10 protein-coding genes and 1 riboswitch are annotated in these 15,336 nt (G+C 61.3%); of the genes, 7 read left to right on the top strand and 3 right to left on the bottom strand.

Annotated elements, in window-relative coordinates; genetic code table 11:
• Window positions 1-261: 261 nt before the first annotated feature.
• Entirely contained in the window at window positions 262-1,704 is a 1,443-nt protein-coding gene (locus B5495_RS10450; protein ID WP_079553544.1) for a uracil-xanthine permease family protein, read from the top strand.
• Window positions 1,705-1,889: 185 nt separating this feature from the next.
• Window positions 1,890-3,524, top strand: coding sequence for a methyl-accepting chemotaxis protein (locus tag B5495_RS10445; RefSeq protein ID WP_079553542.1), 1,635 nt, complete (start codon window positions 1,890-1,892; stop codon window positions 3,522-3,524).
• Between the two features lie 58 nt (window positions 3,525-3,582).
• Here the strand turns inward: B5495_RS10445 and thiC are convergent, their stop codons facing one another.
• Window positions 3,583-5,487, bottom strand: coding sequence for a phosphomethylpyrimidine synthase ThiC (gene thiC / locus B5495_RS10440; RefSeq protein ID WP_154045263.1), 1,905 nt, complete (start codon window positions 5,485-5,487; stop codon window positions 3,583-3,585).
• A gap of 67 nt (window positions 5,488-5,554) precedes the next feature.
• A riboswitch (TPP riboswitch) is annotated at window positions 5,555-5,727 on the bottom strand.
• Window positions 5,728-5,916: 189 nt separating this feature from the next.
• On the opposite strand from thiC, the gene B5495_RS10435 reads away from it, so the two are divergent.
• From B5495_RS10435 to B5495_RS10420, 4 genes are all read left to right on the top strand, one after another.
• Window positions 5,917-6,390 (top strand): META domain-containing protein, encoded by a 474-nt coding sequence (locus B5495_RS10435; protein WP_231897167.1) that lies wholly within the window; start codon window positions 5,917-5,919, stop codon window positions 6,388-6,390.
• Between the two features lie 80 nt (window positions 6,391-6,470).
• A complete protein-coding gene (locus B5495_RS10430; protein WP_079553536.1) occupies window positions 6,471-7,244 on the top strand; it encodes a glucose 1-dehydrogenase in 774 nt (257 codons plus the stop codon).
• A gap of 94 nt (window positions 7,245-7,338) precedes the next feature.
• Window positions 7,339-8,076, top strand: coding sequence for a substrate-binding periplasmic protein (locus B5495_RS10425; protein WP_079553534.1), 738 nt, complete (start codon window positions 7,339-7,341; stop codon window positions 8,074-8,076).
• Window positions 8,073-10,136 carry a putative bifunctional diguanylate cyclase/phosphodiesterase gene (locus B5495_RS10420; RefSeq protein ID WP_079553532.1) on the top strand — a complete coding sequence of 688 codons (2,064 nt, stop codon included), beginning with the start codon at window positions 8,073-8,075 and terminating at the stop codon, window positions 10,134-10,136. Before B5495_RS10425 ends, B5495_RS10420 begins: the two co-directional genes overlap by 4 nt.
• 72 nt (window positions 10,137-10,208) lie before the next feature.
• Here the strand turns inward: B5495_RS10420 and ssb are convergent, their stop codons facing one another.
• Both ssb and B5495_RS10410 read right to left on the bottom strand, forming a co-directional pair.
• Window positions 10,209-10,820, bottom strand: coding sequence for a single-stranded DNA-binding protein (gene ssb / locus B5495_RS10415; protein ID WP_079553530.1), 612 nt, complete (start codon window positions 10,818-10,820; stop codon window positions 10,209-10,211).
• A 55-nt stretch (window positions 10,821-10,875) separates the two neighbouring features.
• On the bottom strand, window positions 10,876-12,261 hold the full coding sequence (locus B5495_RS10410; protein ID WP_079553528.1) for an MFS transporter: 1,386 nt from the start codon (window positions 12,259-12,261) through the stop codon (window positions 10,876-10,878).
• A 199-nt stretch (window positions 12,262-12,460) separates the two neighbouring features.
• Between B5495_RS10410 and uvrA the strand changes: the two genes are divergently transcribed.
• Complete coding sequence (gene uvrA / locus B5495_RS10405) at window positions 12,461-15,325, top strand: excinuclease ABC subunit UvrA (protein ID WP_079553526.1); 2,865 nt, start codon at window positions 12,461-12,463, stop codon at window positions 15,323-15,325.
• Window positions 15,326-15,336: the final 11 nt, after the last annotated feature.

The following is a 15,336-nucleotide window of genomic DNA, read 5'->3' as shown; positions in this document are numbered from 1 at the left end:
ATCCTTCTGCATAGCCGCCGAGCCGCCATAAAAAAATATTAAAATGCTGTTTTAACAAGTTATTTATTCTGGAAAATCGTATCAGCGACGCTATGCCGCGGCTGGCAAGCGACCTTGGCCCGTCAGAGGCTGATTATTGGTACACAAAAAAATTCGGTAAACTTATTTAGTTTCCTCGGCCGTTTTGTGTACAGTGTCTCGACCCTAATGAAACAAACTGCTCTTTGTATTGCATACAACAACAAATGGAGAGACTTCCACATGAGTGAAGCCAACGCGTCCCCAGAGCTGGGAAAGCAGGCGGGGACGAAAAGCACCTCCCTGTTTGACTTCTATAGTCAGCCCAAATTTCTGAAAGCACTGCCGCTGTCGCTACAGCACCTGCTCGCCATGATTGCTGGCGTCATCACGCCGCCCATCATTGTGGCAGGCGTTGTCGGCGCCTCGCCGGCAGATAAACTGCTGCTGATCCAGATGGCAGTACTCGCTTCCGGTATATGTACTATCTTCCACCTTTACGGCGTCTGGAAGTTTGGCGCCCGGTTGCCGGCCATCTTCGGCGTGGGCTTCGCTTACGTACCGACGCTGATCGCGGTAGGCGGCCAGTACGGCATCGAGGGTATCCTCGGCGCCCAGCTGATCGGCGGTATCACGATGATGGTCGTGGGCTACTTCATTCAGTACATCCGTCACCTGTTCCCACCGGTCGTGGCCGGCACCGTGGTACTGGTTATCGGTTTGTCGCTTTACGACGTGGCGATTAAGTACATGGCCGGCAGCGGCAACCCGACCGCCGACGGGTTCGGCGATCTTATGAACTGGGCGGTAGGCGGCATTACCCTGCTGACGGTATTGATCGCCGCACAGTTCGGTAAAGGCGTGATCAAGCTCTCGGCCATCATTGTGGGCATTGTGGTCGGCTATGTGATCGCACTTGCACTGGGTATGGTCAACTTCGACAGCATTGGCGAGGCCGCCTGGTTCGCGGCACCGAAAGCCATGCCTTTCCAGATGGAGTTTCACGCCGCAGCGATCGCCTCGATGGTGGTAATATGCGTGATCAACTCGGTACAAACGATTGGTGACCTGTCCGCCACATGTGTGGGCGGCATGAACCGCGAGCTGAAAACCAAAGAGTTGACCGGTGGCCTGCTGGGTAACGGTTTGACCACGACCCTCAGTTCGTTCTTCGGCGCACTACCGACCTCTACGTTCAGCCAGAACGTGGGCATCGTCGCCCTGACCAAGGTTATCAGCCGCTTCGTGCTGGTGATCGCAGGTGCCTTCATGATCCTTGCCGGCCTGAGCCCGAAGTTTGGTGCCGTCATGACCACCATCCCGTTCCCCGTGCTCGGTGGTGCCACCATTACCGTCTTCGGCATGATCACCATGACCGGTATTCAGCTGCTGGTGAAGGACGAGATGTCCGCACGCAACATGACCATCGTAGGTCTGGCACTGGCGCTGAGCCTGGGCATTGCGGCTGTACCCGAAGCCATCGCGCAGTTCCCCGAAGTTGTGCGGAACATCATTGGCGGCGCGCCGATTGTTATCGCCGCTATCGTCGCCTTTGTGCTTAACATTGCGCTGCCCAACAAGTCGCTTTCCGATGAGGCCAAAGAGCGTGAGGCGATTGCCAAAGCGGATGAAGAAGCCAACAAGGCAGCCGCTGCGCAAAACAAGCAGACGAACGGCGCAAGCTGATACGCCAAACCTTGTGCCGGCGCAGGTAAGCGCTGACACAAGTGAGTGACAATGATGCCGTGAATGCGCGGCGGAATAGGACGGCGACACGCCGCTCACCTATTCCGCCTACCGCGTTCGCGGCATTTTTTATGTCACCCCCCCCTGTTTACTACCCCCTGTTTTGCTGCCGGAGGGCACCGCTGATGCAATTTTGGGACAACCTGACCATGCGTATGAGCTGGACACTGGTTCTGCTCGCGTTTCTTACTCTGCTGTTGGTACTCAGCGGCACCGGCCTTTATGCCGTGGATCAAAGCCGGCAAAGCATCGAGCAGTTGACCCAAGTCAACGTCAACCAGCAGGCCGCGCTTAACCGTACCAACTCGACGCTGCAAAGCGCCCGTCTGGACATGGCGCACCTGTATGAAGAGCTGATTGAGCAGGATACATCGTTCAGCACAGCCGACAGGCAGCAAGAGGCAGGCGGACTCAGCGCGCAGCTGGGTGATGCCGAAAGCGCGTTCCAGAGCTTTCTCGACCTGCCAGCCAACCCTGAACATGCCTCGCTTATTGCGCCTATCAAAACCAGCTTTGAGGCCCTGCTGACCACCCATGTGCAGCCTCAGGCCACAGCGCTTTATCAGGGCAACACCTCTGTTTATCAAGGCGAACGTGACGCCGCGCAGCGTGCTTACGACGGCTTCTATCAGGATGCGATCGGCTTTTTTCACACCATCGAAGAGCAGGGCAATACGCGCCTGGAAAACTTTGACACGGTCATCTATTACGCCACCGCCATTATCATTGCCGTCTTTATTATCGCCATCGCTCTTTCAGTGCTGGTCTATTGGGGCGTGGGCGCCAACTTGATCCGTCCGATAAAGCGCGTTATTCAACACTTTGAAATCATGGCTAAAGGTGATTTATCTCAGCACATGGCCAACCGCGGCAACAACGAAATTGGCCAGCTGCTCATGGCGCTCAACCACATGCAGGACTCGCTGTTAAACACCGTTACCACGGTGCGCACCAGCGGCGGCGAAGTCTATGCCAGCGCCAGCGACATTGCCCGGGGCAATCAGGAGCTTTCGGCGCGCACCGAGCGCCAGTCGGCGTCCCTGACCCAGACCGCGTCAAGCATCGAGGAAATGACCTCGACCATGGAACGCAGCAGCGACAACGCCTCCCAGGCCCACCGCGTGGCCGAAGAAGCCGCCGGCAAAGCCGAACAGGGCAGCCAGGTGGTCCACAGCGTAGTCGAGCGGATGCAGGAAATTCGTCAAAGTTCTCAGCAAATCACCGATATCATCGCGCTGATTGATTCCATCGCCTTTCAAACCAATATCCTCGCGCTCAATGCCTCGGTTGAAGCGGCGCGCGCCGGCGAGCAGGGGCGCGGGTTTGCCGTTGTCGCCAATGAAGTCCGCCAGCTCGCTACCCGCAGCGCGACGGCCGCGACCGATATCCGCAAGCTGATTGATACCTCGGTCGGGCAGGTGGAAGCCGGCGCCCGGCAGGCCGACCTGGCCGGCGAGACCATGACCGAGATCATCGCCTCGGTCAGGCACGTCACCACGCTGATGGACGAAATCGACGTGGCCACCCGGGAGCAGCGTAGCGGCATTCAGGAAATCAACACCGCCGTCAACGATATGGAGCAAACCACCCAGCAAAACGCGGCCATGGTGCAGCAGGCAAGCGCGGCGGCGCTGCAACTGCAGGACGAAGCCGACCGCCTCAACCAGGTCGTGGCACGCTTTACCCTGCCCCGCGAGGCCGGCGAGTCTTTGCCAGCGTCACACGCAACTCAGCCCGCGCCTGCGCTGCCGGCGTTCTAGCATAAAAAAAGCGCCGTCGGATATTCGGCGGCGCTGATCAACGCTAACGCGTCACGCGCTAGACTTCCTGATACAGCTCGGCGCCCTCTTCACGAAACTTCTTCGCCTGTTCTTCCATGCCTGCCATTACCGCCTCTTGATCGCCGGTCAGGCCGTTGGCCGCGGCGTACTCACGCACTTCATGGCTGATTTTCATCGAGCAGAACTTTGGCCCGCACATGGAGCAGAAGTGCGCCACCTTGGCCGAGTCCTTGGGCAGGGTTTCATCGTGAAATTCGCGCGCGGTATCCGGATCAAAGCCCAGGTTGAACTGGTCTTCCCAGCGGAACTCGAAGCGCGCCTTGGACAGCGCGTTATCACGACGCTGGGCGGCCGGATGGCCCTTGGCCAGGTCGGCGGCGTGGGCGGCGATCTTGTAGGTGATAATGCCGGTTTTGACGTCGTCCTTGTTGGGCAGCCCGAGGTGCTCCTTGGGCGTCACGTAGCACAGCATCGCGCAGCCGTACCAGCCGATCATCGCCGCCCCAATCCCCGAGGTAATGTGGTCGTAGCCCGGGGCAATGTCGGTAGTCAGCGGCCCCAGCGTGTAGAACGGCGCTTCGTCACACTCTTCAAGCTGCTTATCCATATTCTCCTTGATCAGGTGCATGGGCACGTGGCCGGGGCCTTCGATCATCACCTGAACGTCGTGCTGCCAGGCGATGCGCGTCAGTTCGCCCAGGGTTTCAAGCTCGGCAAACTGGGCTTCGTCGTTGGCGTCGGCGATCGACCCCGGGCGCAGGCCGTCGCCCAGCGAGAAGGCCACGTCGTAGCGCTTGCAGATCTCGCAGATATCCTCGAAGTGGGTATAGAGGAAGCTTTCCTGATGGTGGAACAGGCACCACTTGGCCATGATTGAGCCGCCGCGCGAGACAATCCCGGTGACACGTTTGGCCGTCAGCGGCACGTAGCGCAAGCGCACACCGGCGTGGATGGTGAAGTAGTCAACGCCCTGCTCGGCCTGCTCGATCAGCGTATCGCGGAACACCTCCCAGCTCAGGTCTTCGGCAACGCCTTTGACCTTCTCAAGCGCCTGATAAATCGGCACCGTACCGATGGGCACCGGCGCATTACGAATGATCCACTCGCGGGTTTCGTGGATGTTCTGCCCGGTGGACAAGTCCATCACGGTGTCGGAACCCCAGCGGATCCCCCAGGTCATTTTGTCGACTTCTTCCTCGATGGACGAGGTCACCGCCGAGTTGCCCAGATTGCCGTTGATCTTGACCAGAAAATTACGCCCGATAATCATCGGCTCGGTTTCCGGGTGGTTGATGTTGCACGGGATGATCGCTCGCCCGGCGGCGACTTCGTCGCGCACGAACTCGGGCGTGATGTCCTCGGCCATGTTGGCGCCGAAGCTTTCGCCCGGATGCTGATGGCCCAGAATGCGCTCGACCTCTTCGCTGCCCGCGTATTCGGCGGAAAGCGCCTGACGACGCTGGTTTTCGCGGATGGCGATAAACTCCATCTCGGGCGTGATGATGCCCTGGCGCGCGTAATGCAGCTGGGTGACGTTCTTGCCCTCTCGGGCGCGGCGCGGGGTGCGGCTCAGGTCAAAGCGCAGCTGCGCCAGCATCGGGTCGCTCGCCCGGCGGCGGCCGAAATCGGAGGTGGGGCCGTCGAGAAACTCGGTGTCGGCGCGCTCATCGATCCAGGCTCGGCGCAGTTCAACAAGCCCCTGGCGCAGATCGTTGGTGGCGTCCGGGTCGGAGTAAGGGCCCGATGTGTCATAGACCAGCAGCGGCGGGTTTTCCTCGTTGATCCCCGAGGTGGTGGTCGGCGACAGCGAAATCTCGCGGAACGGCACGCGAATATCCGGGCGCGAACCCTCAACGTAGACTTTGCGCGAGCCGGGCAGCGGCTCAATCGCGGCGGCGTCCACCTGGGCCGTTTCGGCCAGAAAATGCGACGTTTTAGACATACAGAAAGCTCCCATGGTAATGGCCAGGGAGGCGAGGGGAGACTGGGCGGAAAAACAGCGAACCAGAAGTGCACCAGTGCTTGATCCCTACGCCGGTACCCTTCCTCGAACCGCGCGAAACGCGATGAAGAAATTAGCCGGATCAGGTTCAACGGGACCAGCGCTTGGGATGCGGCCGTGGCAACACGGCGGGCATCTGCGCTATCTCAGCCGGAATCACCGGCACCCCGTCAAGCGAGAGCCGCTACTCTAAGCCAGAGCCAGCAGCGCTGGCAACTTTCTGTGACAAAAAAGTAAACAGCGGACAAGCAGGCAAAATAACTTTTCTGGCTATTCTTATCGCCATATTTTGAACTTGGGCCGCAAAAAAGCTCTAATAAAGGGCAACTTACTTAATCTAATCGACCCTATACGACAATAAGGATCACCATGACATCAATGATCAAACCGCTGGGCTACACCCTGGGCCTTGGGCTTGCCCTTACCTTGGCCGGCTGCGCCGCTTCCACCGGCAATTCATCACCCGCCGACGATACCGCCACGCCGGATGTCACGCTTGCCAACACCTACTGGAAGCTCACAACGCTTGAACAGGGCACCGTGGCCGCCACACAGGACAACGAGCGCGAAGCGCATTTTGTCCTGCATGAAGAGGAACACCGCGTGGCCGGTGCCACCGGCTGCAACCAGCTGATGGGAAGCTACACCATGAACGGCGAGCAGATCGCTTTTAAACAAGTCGCCACCACCATGATGGCCTGCCCGGACAGCCAAGGGTCGGAGCGCGCGTTTCTCAATGCCCTCAATCAGGCCAGCGGCTGGGACATCGACGGCGAGACGCTGACGCTAAGCGGTGAGAACAACGCGCCGCTTGCCCACTTTGAGGCCGTGCACCTGTACTAGTCGCCATTCGCCACTAGACGCCATCCGCCGTTTTACGGCTCTTTCCACCCCTATTATCTACTCGCCCCAGGGAGCCGCCCATGAGCGCTGCTAATCTGCTGAATTTGAACCACAAGGTTGCCATCGTCACCGGCGGCGGCAACGGTATCGGCCGCGCCAGCAGTTTGATGCTGGCCGACCACGGCGCCAGCGTCGTGATTGCCGACCTGAAGATGGAAAACGCCCGCCGCGTGGCCGATGAAATTGAAGCCCGGGGCGGCCACGCGCTGGCGGTTACCTGCAACGTCACCGACGATGACGACCGGCGCGCGCTGATCGACAAGACCCTCGAGGCCTTTGGCGGCCTCCATATTCTGGTCAATAACGCCGGCGGCGGCGGCGCGGGCAAAGAAAGCCCCGACGATATCGACGTTGAGCGCTTTGCCAGCGTGTTTGAGCTCAACGTGTTCAGCATCTGGCGGCTGTGCCAACTGTGCGCGCCACACATGCGCGCCGCGGGCGACGGCTCCATCGTCAACATGTCCTCCATGAGCTCGGTCAACAAGAGTCCGGCGATCAGCGCCTACGCCTCGTCCAAAGCGGCGATCAACCACATGACGGCGAATCTCGCCCACGACTACGGCCCCGAGATCCGCGTCAACGCGGTGGGCCCCGGCGCGGTGCGCACCGATGCGCTGGCTTCGGTTCTCACGCCGGATATCGAAAAGGCCATGCTCACGCATACCCCGCTTGAGCGGCTGGGCGAACCCGACGATATCGCCGGTGCGGTGCTCTACTTTGCCGCGCCCATTTCCCGCTGGGTCAGCGGGCAGGTGCTGTTCGTCAACGGCGGTGGCGTGCAAACGCTGGACTAAGACCTTGGCCAAGGATCAGCAGCGCAGAGAACGTGCGTGACAGGGGCAGGATGCGCTATAGTCGCAGTGCGTGTTTGCACCGCAGGAGACAAGGATGCGCCGTTGGCTTATCGCCGCCCTGCTCGCACTAACCGCGTCGCAGACGTTTGGCAGCAATACGACCCAGATCACCTTTTGTCATGATAACGAAGACCGGCCGCCACGTTTTTATGTGCGCGACGGTGAGTGGCAAGGCCGTGATATTGACGTGCTTGACCGCTTGTTTGCCGATAGCCCCTGGCGCTATCGGCTCGACGCCATCCCTTGGCGGCGCTGCCTGCAAAGTACCCAGTCAGGCAAGCAACATCAGGCCGTGTTAAGCGCAACTTACAGCGTCGCCCGAGCCAAACATTATTACTTCAGTAACAGCTACTATTCCCACACTCCGGCGTACCTCTATATGGCCAGCGCCGACAAGAAAGCCCCTGAAATCACGCGCCCCACAGACCTCTATCGTTATCGCGTGTGCGGCGTCGCCGGCTTCAACTACGTCGGGTTTAACCTTTCCGGCAAAGGCATAGACCGGGGCGCCAAAGATCTCTCACAGCTGATTGACAAACTGATTGCCGGACGCTGCGATATCGCCCTCTCCCGTTCCGAGATTATTCAGGGGCTTCGGGAACACGGTCGGATTCCCTCGCCGGCGGCGCTGGAACTGCGCGCGATTCCTCACGCCAGCCTTGAGCGCTACTACATCATGGTGTCGCGCAATATGCCCAATGCCAAACAGCTGCTGCGCTTTATCAACCACGGTATTGAACGGCTGGCCACGCCGCCACGGGACGCTTCATGAAGCGCGCTGAACATCGGCGGGAGACCCGCTCGCTTACCGCGCGCTTCACCTTTTTGGTGGTTATGCTCACGGTCGTCAGCGGCCTGGTGTTTGGCGGCCTGCTGGGCTTTGGCAACATGCGCGACGAAGTCCACGAACAGTATCAGATCGCCAATCAGCGTCTTGATTTCATTCAGGAGCCGGCCCGCTTCGCGCTGTATCACCTTGATACGGAAACGGTTCGTGCCCTGCTGCAAAGCTTTCAGCAGGATCCGGCCTACCGCCGTATTGACCTGATCAGCGATCAGGGACAAAAATTCGGCCACGTCAGGCACGAGCCGGCCGAACCGGCGTTTCTGACGCCGTTGATCAGGCGCGCCTTTTTTAGCGCCCTGCCGGCCAAGCGCGACGAGCGCCTGTTTTACACCTCGCCGTTTAACACCCGGAAAGGGGTCTACGTCGGCCGCCTGCAGGCCGACTTTGATCTCGATCACATGATCAACAAGGCCACCGCGGCGCTATTCAATACCTTCTGGCTAACCTGCATTCAGGCGCTGGTGCTGGGCATTCTCGTCGCCGCAGTGTTTTACGCCTCGGTGGGGCGCCCATTGCAAGCCATTACCCAGACCATTCGCCGGCACGCGCGGCGCGGGCAGCCGTTCGCCACCCTTGATCTCGACGTCTCCGGGTTCGAGCTCCAGCAGCTCGTGCGTCACTACAACGAGCACGCCAGCCGTGGCGAGCGCTATTTGAACGAGCTGACCGAGGCCAACCGCGTGCTGGACGAGCAAACCCGGCTCGATCCGCTGACCCAGGACTACAACCGCCGCGAACTGGTTCAGCGCCTCGCCACGGCATTGGCCGGGCTGGAATCGAGTAGCGGCCAGCTGGCGTTGGTCATCTGGGATATCGACGGCTTTTCCCGCGTCAACGACCGCTACGGCCAGGACATTGGCGATGCCGCCTTGAAAGAAGTCTCCGCCCGCCTGCGCCATGCGTTCAATGACGGCGCGCCGCTGTATCGCCTGCAGGCCGACATCTTCGCCATGTGTTTTCGCAGCCGCGATATGGAGAACCTGGCAGCGCGGCTGTCGGGTACGCTGCGCGTCGAAACCACGCTTGAGGCCGAAAAAAGCTGCTCGTCCATCGAGCTGACGCTATCCGCCGGCATGGCGCTGGCACCTGAGCATGCCGCCACGCCGGAATCCCTGCTGCATGCTGCCCACATCGGCCTTGCCAATGCCAAGCACGCCGGGCAACAGTGCCTGCGCACCTATTCCCCCGAGGCCGGCGATCGGCAAAAACGCAAGGTTGCGGCGCTGCTGTTGCTGAAAGAACGCCTTGCCGACGGCAATTTTGCTCTCGCCTACCAGCCCAAGGTGTGCTTGAAGGATGGCTCGCTCAAAGGCTGCGAAGCGTTGTTCCGCCTGAACCGGGGCGAGCTCTCCGCCCCTTACGAGTTGCTGCAGGAAGCCGAAGCGACCGGGCTTATCATCCCCCTTGGGTTGGAAATCATCTGCCGGGCGCTGACCGACTTTGCCCCGCTGCTGCCCGCCCTTGACGATGATTTCCGGCTGGGCATCAATATCTCGCCGCAGCAGCTTGTCGAGCCCGACTTCAGCCAGCGGCTGGAACAACTGTTGCAGCACCATCACTTTCCCGCCGGCAGGTTGGACCTGGAAATCACCGAAGCCACCCAGCTCATCAATAATCACGCCTTCAAGGACAATCACCGCCGGCTACGCGATCTCGGCATCAGTTTCTCGCTGGACGATTTTGGCACCGGCTACGCCTCTATCGAATACCTGCTGTTTATCGGCTTTGACTTTCTCAAGATCGACCGCCAGTTCGTCAAGGACCTGCCGGAAGACGCCAACAGCCTGCGGGTTTGCCGCGCCGTGTTGACGCTGGCCCGCGAGCTTGGCTGCCGCACCGTGATTGAAGGCATTGAAACCCCCGCGCAGGAAGCGCTGATGCAACAGCACGAGGCCACGCTGGGGCAGGGCTATTTGTACGCCAAGCCGATGGATATTGACGCTTTTATCCGCTACCTCAAATCGCCATCAACGCGCGCAACATGATTTTTCGCACCCACCAAAAAGCCCCGCAAAGCGGGGCTTTTTTTGATCTAAAACACGATACCCAAGTCTTTGCTAGAACGGGATTTCGTCGTCGAAATCGTCAAAATTACCCGGGTCCGGCGCGCCGAAGCCGCCGCCCTGCTGCCCTTGCTGGGGCGCATTCTGAGGCGCCTGCTGCGGGGCGTTCTGAGGCTGCTGATTGGGGTAGCCCTGAGGCTGTTGCTGTGGCGGCTGTTGTTGCTGAGGAGGCTGCTGGGGCGCAGGCTGCTGGGGCTGACCACTCTGATAGCCACCCTGCTGCTGGCCGCCTTGATAGCCGCCGCCCTGTTGGCCGCCGCCACCGCCGCCGCGCGAATCGAGCATCTGCATATCGTTGCACACCACTTCGGTGCTGTAGCGGTCCTGGCCGTTCTGGTCCTGCCATTTACGCGTTTGCAGCCGCCCTTCGATGTAGACCTTGGAGCCCTTGTTGAGGTACTGCTGGGCAATTTCCGCGGTCTTGTTGAACAGCACGATGCGGTGCCACTCGGTGCGCTCCTGGCGCTGCCCGCTCTGGCGATCCATCCACGTATCGGTGGTGGCAACGCTTAAGTTGGCCACGGCCGTGCCCGAGGGCGTAAAACGCACCTCGGGATCCTGGCCGAGATTGCCGATAAGAATAACTTTGTTAATACCGCGAGCCATCAGGTGCTCCTTGACGAGTCATGTAAGGGTGACGCACCGGCGTTACCGGGACGCATCACGAATGTTTTTCCGGCGGCGTCAAAAGGCGTGACAGCGCCGCTTCGTCGAGCTGCTGGCGGTTGACCTTGAGATAGGCCAGACGCTCTTCGGAGGCCAGCATCACGTCTTCCACCCCGGCCACCTCGGCCAGTCGCTCAAGCAGCGTATCCAGCGCATCACCGTGGGCCGCGTCAAGCGACACGATTTCGCTGGATAGCGGTGGCGGATTGGGCATCGACCACATGATAACCCACCAGACCAGCGCCAGCGCCGCGCAGCCCAGAAACACCGCATCCAACCCGAACGCGTGAGATAGCCAGCCGCCCAGGGTACCGCCCAGAAACGCGCCCAGAAACTGCCCGGTAGAATACACGCCCATGGCGGTACCCTTCGCGCCCGCCGGCGCCAGCTTGCTGAGCATTGACGGCAGCGTGGCCTCCAGCAGGTTAAAGCCGGTGAAAAACGCCAGCAGCAGCACAAACAGCCCCGTCCCGTGAGACAGCGGCAGCCCCAGCCCCGCCAGACTTAGCGTGATCGTACCGATCGCCAGCAGGCAGATCGGCTTTATGCAGTGCTTTTTTTCCGCCACGATCACCAGCGGCACCATCAGCACAAAGGCCCCGCCCATGATCGCCAGATATGCCAGCCCATGCCAGGATGCCTCGATGCCCGCATCCACCAGCCGCAGCGGTACCGCGACGAAGCTTGCCATCAGCACCAGGTGCAGCGCGAAGATCGAGATATCAATGCGCCACAGATCAGGCCGGGTAATCACGCTGCGCAGCTGGCGGCGGTCCATGCCCACGTCCTGGTGTTTCACACGGCGCGGCGCGGCCGGCACCCAGCGCCACAGCACGATCAGCCCCACACCGGTCAGGCCGGTGGTAAACCAGAACACGCTGGAAAGCCCGGCCTCGGCGGCAAGCCAGGGCCCCAACGCCATGGCCACGGCAAAGGCCACGCCGATGGACAGCCCGATAGTGGCCATCGCGGCGGTGCGCACCTGCTCGCGGGTCTGGTCGGCCAGCAGCGCCATGATGGCCGCTGCCACCGCCCCGCTGCCCTGCAGCGCGCGCCCGGCAATAATCCCGACAATCGAGTCGGACAGCGCCGCCACCGTGCTGCCCAGCGCAAACAGCACCAGGCCGATAGCAATGATGCGTTTGCGCCCGAAGCGATCCGACATCAGCCCGAAAGGGATCTGCAGGCAGGCCTGGGTCAGCCCGTAAATGCCTAGCGCCAGACCCACCAGCAGCGGCGTCGCTCCGGCCAGCCCGTCGGCATACAGCGCCAGCACCGGCAACACCATGAAAAGCCCGAGCATGCGCGAGGCATAAAGCCCCGCCAAACCGCTGATCGCGCGGCGCTCAGAGGGCAGCAGCAGTGCAGAAACCTTGGCCATAGTGCCTCGACGTTGATGAATCAGACGCGTGCGCCAGTGGCAGTACCACCGCGCCGCGCGCAAAAAGAGGAAAAGCGTTCCATTCTAGCGCGCTTCGCCGCCGCTGAAAACGCCGATACGCCGCACAGGCCAATGTGCTTTGCCCCAACGCCTTGGCAAACCGTATACTCGCTCTTTTGCCGCGCGTTATGAGGTATTGATGGAAAGCATTCTGGTCAGGGGCGCTCGTACCCACAACCTCAAGCAGATTGATGTAACGCTGCCCCGCAACAAGCTGATCGTGATCACCGGGCTTTCCGGCTCGGGCAAATCGTCGCTGGCCTTTGATACGCTCTATGCCGAAGGCCAGCGGCGCTACGTGGAGTCGCTGTCGACCTACGCGCGCCAGTTTCTGTCGATGATGGAAAAGCCCGACGTGGATCACATCGAAGGGCTCTCGCCGGCTATTTCCATCGAGCAAAAATCCACCTCGCACAACCCGCGCTCCACCGTGGGCACCATCACCGAAATCTACGACTATTTGCGCCTGCTGTTTGCCCGCGCGGGTACGCCACGCTGCCCCGAGCACGGCGAAGACCTCGAAGCGCAGACCGTCTCGCAGATGGTCGATCAGGTGATGAACCTCGACGCCGGCACCAAGCTGATGCTACTCGCGCCGGTGGTCAAGGGCCGCAAGGGCGAGCATCTGCAGCTGCTCGCCGAGCTGCGCGCTCAGGGCTTTGTGCGCGTACTGATCGACGGCCAGGTGCTGGAACTTGACGACATTGCCCCGCTGGACAAGCGCAAAAAGCACGACATCAGCGTCGTGGTCGACCGCTTCAAGGTACGCGACGACATTGCCCAGCGGCTGGCCGAATCGTTCGAGACCGCGCTGACGCTGGCCGACGGCACGGCGATGATCCACTACATGGACGGCGGGCAGGAAGATCTGGCGTTTTCTTCGCGCTTTGCCTGCCCGGTGTGCGGCTATTCGCTGGCCGAGCTCGAGCCACGGATGTTCTCGTTCAACAACCCTGCCGGCGCCTGCACGGGCTGCGACGGGCTGGGCATGCAGCAGTATTTTGATCCCGACAAGCTCATCAGTCATCCCGAGCTGTCACTCGCCGAAGGCGTGATCAAGGGCTGGGACCGACGCAATATCTACTATTTCACCCAGCTTCAGGCGCTGGCCGGCTATTACAACTTTGCCCTGGAAACGCCGTGGCAGGAGCTTGGCTCGAACGAGCGCGAGATTATCCTCAACGGCACCGGCGATGACGCCGTGCCGTTTGCCTACGTCAGCGACCGCGGGCGCAAGGTCACCCGCGAGCACCCCTTCGAAGGCGTGCTGCCCAACCTCAAGCGCCGCTACCACGAAACCGAATCCAGCATGGTGCGCGATGATCTGGCCCGCTACGTGGCTGTCAGGCCCTGCACCCGCTGCCACGGCTCGCGGCTGCGTCAGGAATCGCGCAACGTCTTCGTTGACGATCACACCATCGCCGACATGGTGCGCCTGCCGATTGGCGACGCCTGGGACTATTTTGCCCAGCTGAAGCTTTCCGGCCGGCGCGGCGAAATTGCCTCAAAGATTGTCACCGAGATTCACTCGCGGCTGGAGTTTCTGGTCAACGTCGGGCTGGATTACCTTAACCTTGAGCGCAGCGCCGACACCCTCTCCGGCGGCGAAGCCCAGCGCATTCGGTTGGCCAGCCAGATCGGCGCGGGGCTGGTCGGAGTGATGTACGTTCTCGACGAGCCGTCCATCGGCCTGCACCAGCGTGACAACGGCCGATTGCTGAAAACGCTGGAGCGCCTGCGCGATCTGGGCAACACCGTGATCGTTGTCGAACACGACGAAGACGCCATCCGCTCGGCCGACCACGTGCTGGATATCGGCCCCGGCGCCGGCGTTCACGGCGGCGAAATCGTCGCCCAGGGCACCCCCGAGGAGGTGATGAACACCCCCGACTCGCTCACCGGCCAGTACCTGCGCGGCGAGCGCGAAATTGCCGTGCCGCCGTACCGCATTCCCGGCAATCCGGAAAAGCAGCTGGTGCTCGAAGGGGCGACCGGCAACAACCTGAAAGACGTCACCCTGACGCTGCCGCTGGGCTGCCTGACCTGCGTCACCGGGGTGTCCGGCTCGGGCAAGTCGACGCTGATCAACGGCACCCTGATGCCGATCGCCGCGCGCGACCTCAACCGCGCCACCACGCTCAAGCCCGCGGCGTACACGGCGCTTCACGGGCTCGACCAGCTGGACAAGGTCATCGACATTGACCAGAGCCCTATCGGGCGCACGCCGCGCTCCAACCCGGCGACCTATACCGGTATTTTCACGCCGATCCGCGAGCTGTTTGCCGGCACGCAAGAGGCGCGTTCCCGGGGCTACAAGCCCGGGCGTTTTTCCTTCAACGTCAAGGGTGGGCGCTGCGAGGCCTGCCAGGGCGAGGGCATGATCAAGGTGGAAATGCATTTTCTGCCGGATATCTACGTGCCCTGCGACGTCTGCCGGGGCAAGCGCTACAACCGCGAAACCCTGGATATTCACTACAAGGGCAAGACCATTCACCAGGTGCTGGCGATGACGGTGGAAGAGGCGCTGGAATTTTTCAGCCCCGTGCCGGCGATTGCCCGGCGGCTGCAAACGCTGCTCGACGTGGGGCTTTCCTACGTCAAGCTGGGGCAAAGCGCCACCACGCTTTCCGGCGGCGAGGCGCAGCGCGTCAAGCTCGCCCGTGAGCTGGCCAAGCGCGATACTGGACAAACCTTGTACATCCTCGACGAGCCCACCACCGGGCTGCACTTCGAGGATATCCGCCAGCTGCTGGTAGTGCTCCACCGCCTGCGCGACCACGGCAACACCGTGCTGGTGATCGAGCACAACCTTGACGTGATCAAGACCGCCGACTGGCTGATTGATCTCGGCCCCGAAGGCGGCGCCGGCGGCGGCCAAATCATCGCTGAAGGCACGCCCGAGCAGGTGGCCAAGGTGGAGGCCTCCCACACCGGCCGCTTCCTCGCACCGATGCTCGAGCGGCAAGCCGCCCGCACGACAAAAAAGACGGCGACAAAAAAATAGCGCCCCGCGGG

This window comes from Vreelandella subglaciescola (assembly GCF_900142895.1).
Lineage (GTDB): Bacteria > Pseudomonadota > Gammaproteobacteria > Pseudomonadales > Halomonadaceae > Vreelandella > Vreelandella subglaciescola.
The sequence above is the reverse complement of the archived record's forward strand: the minus strand, read 5'-3'. Positions and strand labels throughout refer to the sequence as shown.

What these genes read in the sequence shown, in the direction of transcription:
- thiC (WP_154045263.1), bottom strand. Translation starts at nt 5,487, where the DNA reads ATGTCTAAAACGTCGCATTTTCTGGCCGAAACGGCCCAGGTGGACGCC.
- uvrA (WP_079553526.1), top strand. Translation starts at nt 12,461, where the DNA reads ATGGAAAGCATTCTGGTCAGGGGCGCTCGTACCCACAACCTCAAGCAG.
- B5495_RS10450 (WP_079553544.1), top strand. Translation starts at nt 262, where the DNA reads ATGAGTGAAGCCAACGCGTCCCCAGAGCTGGGAAAGCAGGCGGGGACG.
- B5495_RS10420 (WP_079553532.1), top strand. Translation starts at nt 8,073, where the DNA reads ATGAAGCGCGCTGAACATCGGCGGGAGACCCGCTCGCTTACCGCGCGC.
- ssb (WP_079553530.1), bottom strand. Translation starts at nt 10,820, where the DNA reads ATGGCTCGCGGTATTAACAAAGTTATTCTTATCGGCAATCTCGGCCAG.
- B5495_RS10410 (WP_079553528.1), bottom strand. Translation starts at nt 12,261, where the DNA reads ATGGCCAAGGTTTCTGCACTGCTGCTGCCCTCTGAGCGCCGCGCGATC.
- B5495_RS10425 (WP_079553534.1), top strand. Translation starts at nt 7,339, where the DNA reads ATGCGCCGTTGGCTTATCGCCGCCCTGCTCGCACTAACCGCGTCGCAG.
- B5495_RS10435 (WP_231897167.1), top strand. Translation starts at nt 5,917, where the DNA reads ATGACATCAATGATCAAACCGCTGGGCTACACCCTGGGCCTTGGGCTT.
- B5495_RS10430 (WP_079553536.1), top strand. Translation starts at nt 6,471, where the DNA reads ATGAGCGCTGCTAATCTGCTGAATTTGAACCACAAGGTTGCCATCGTC.
- B5495_RS10445 (WP_079553542.1), top strand. Translation starts at nt 1,890, where the DNA reads ATGCAATTTTGGGACAACCTGACCATGCGTATGAGCTGGACACTGGTT.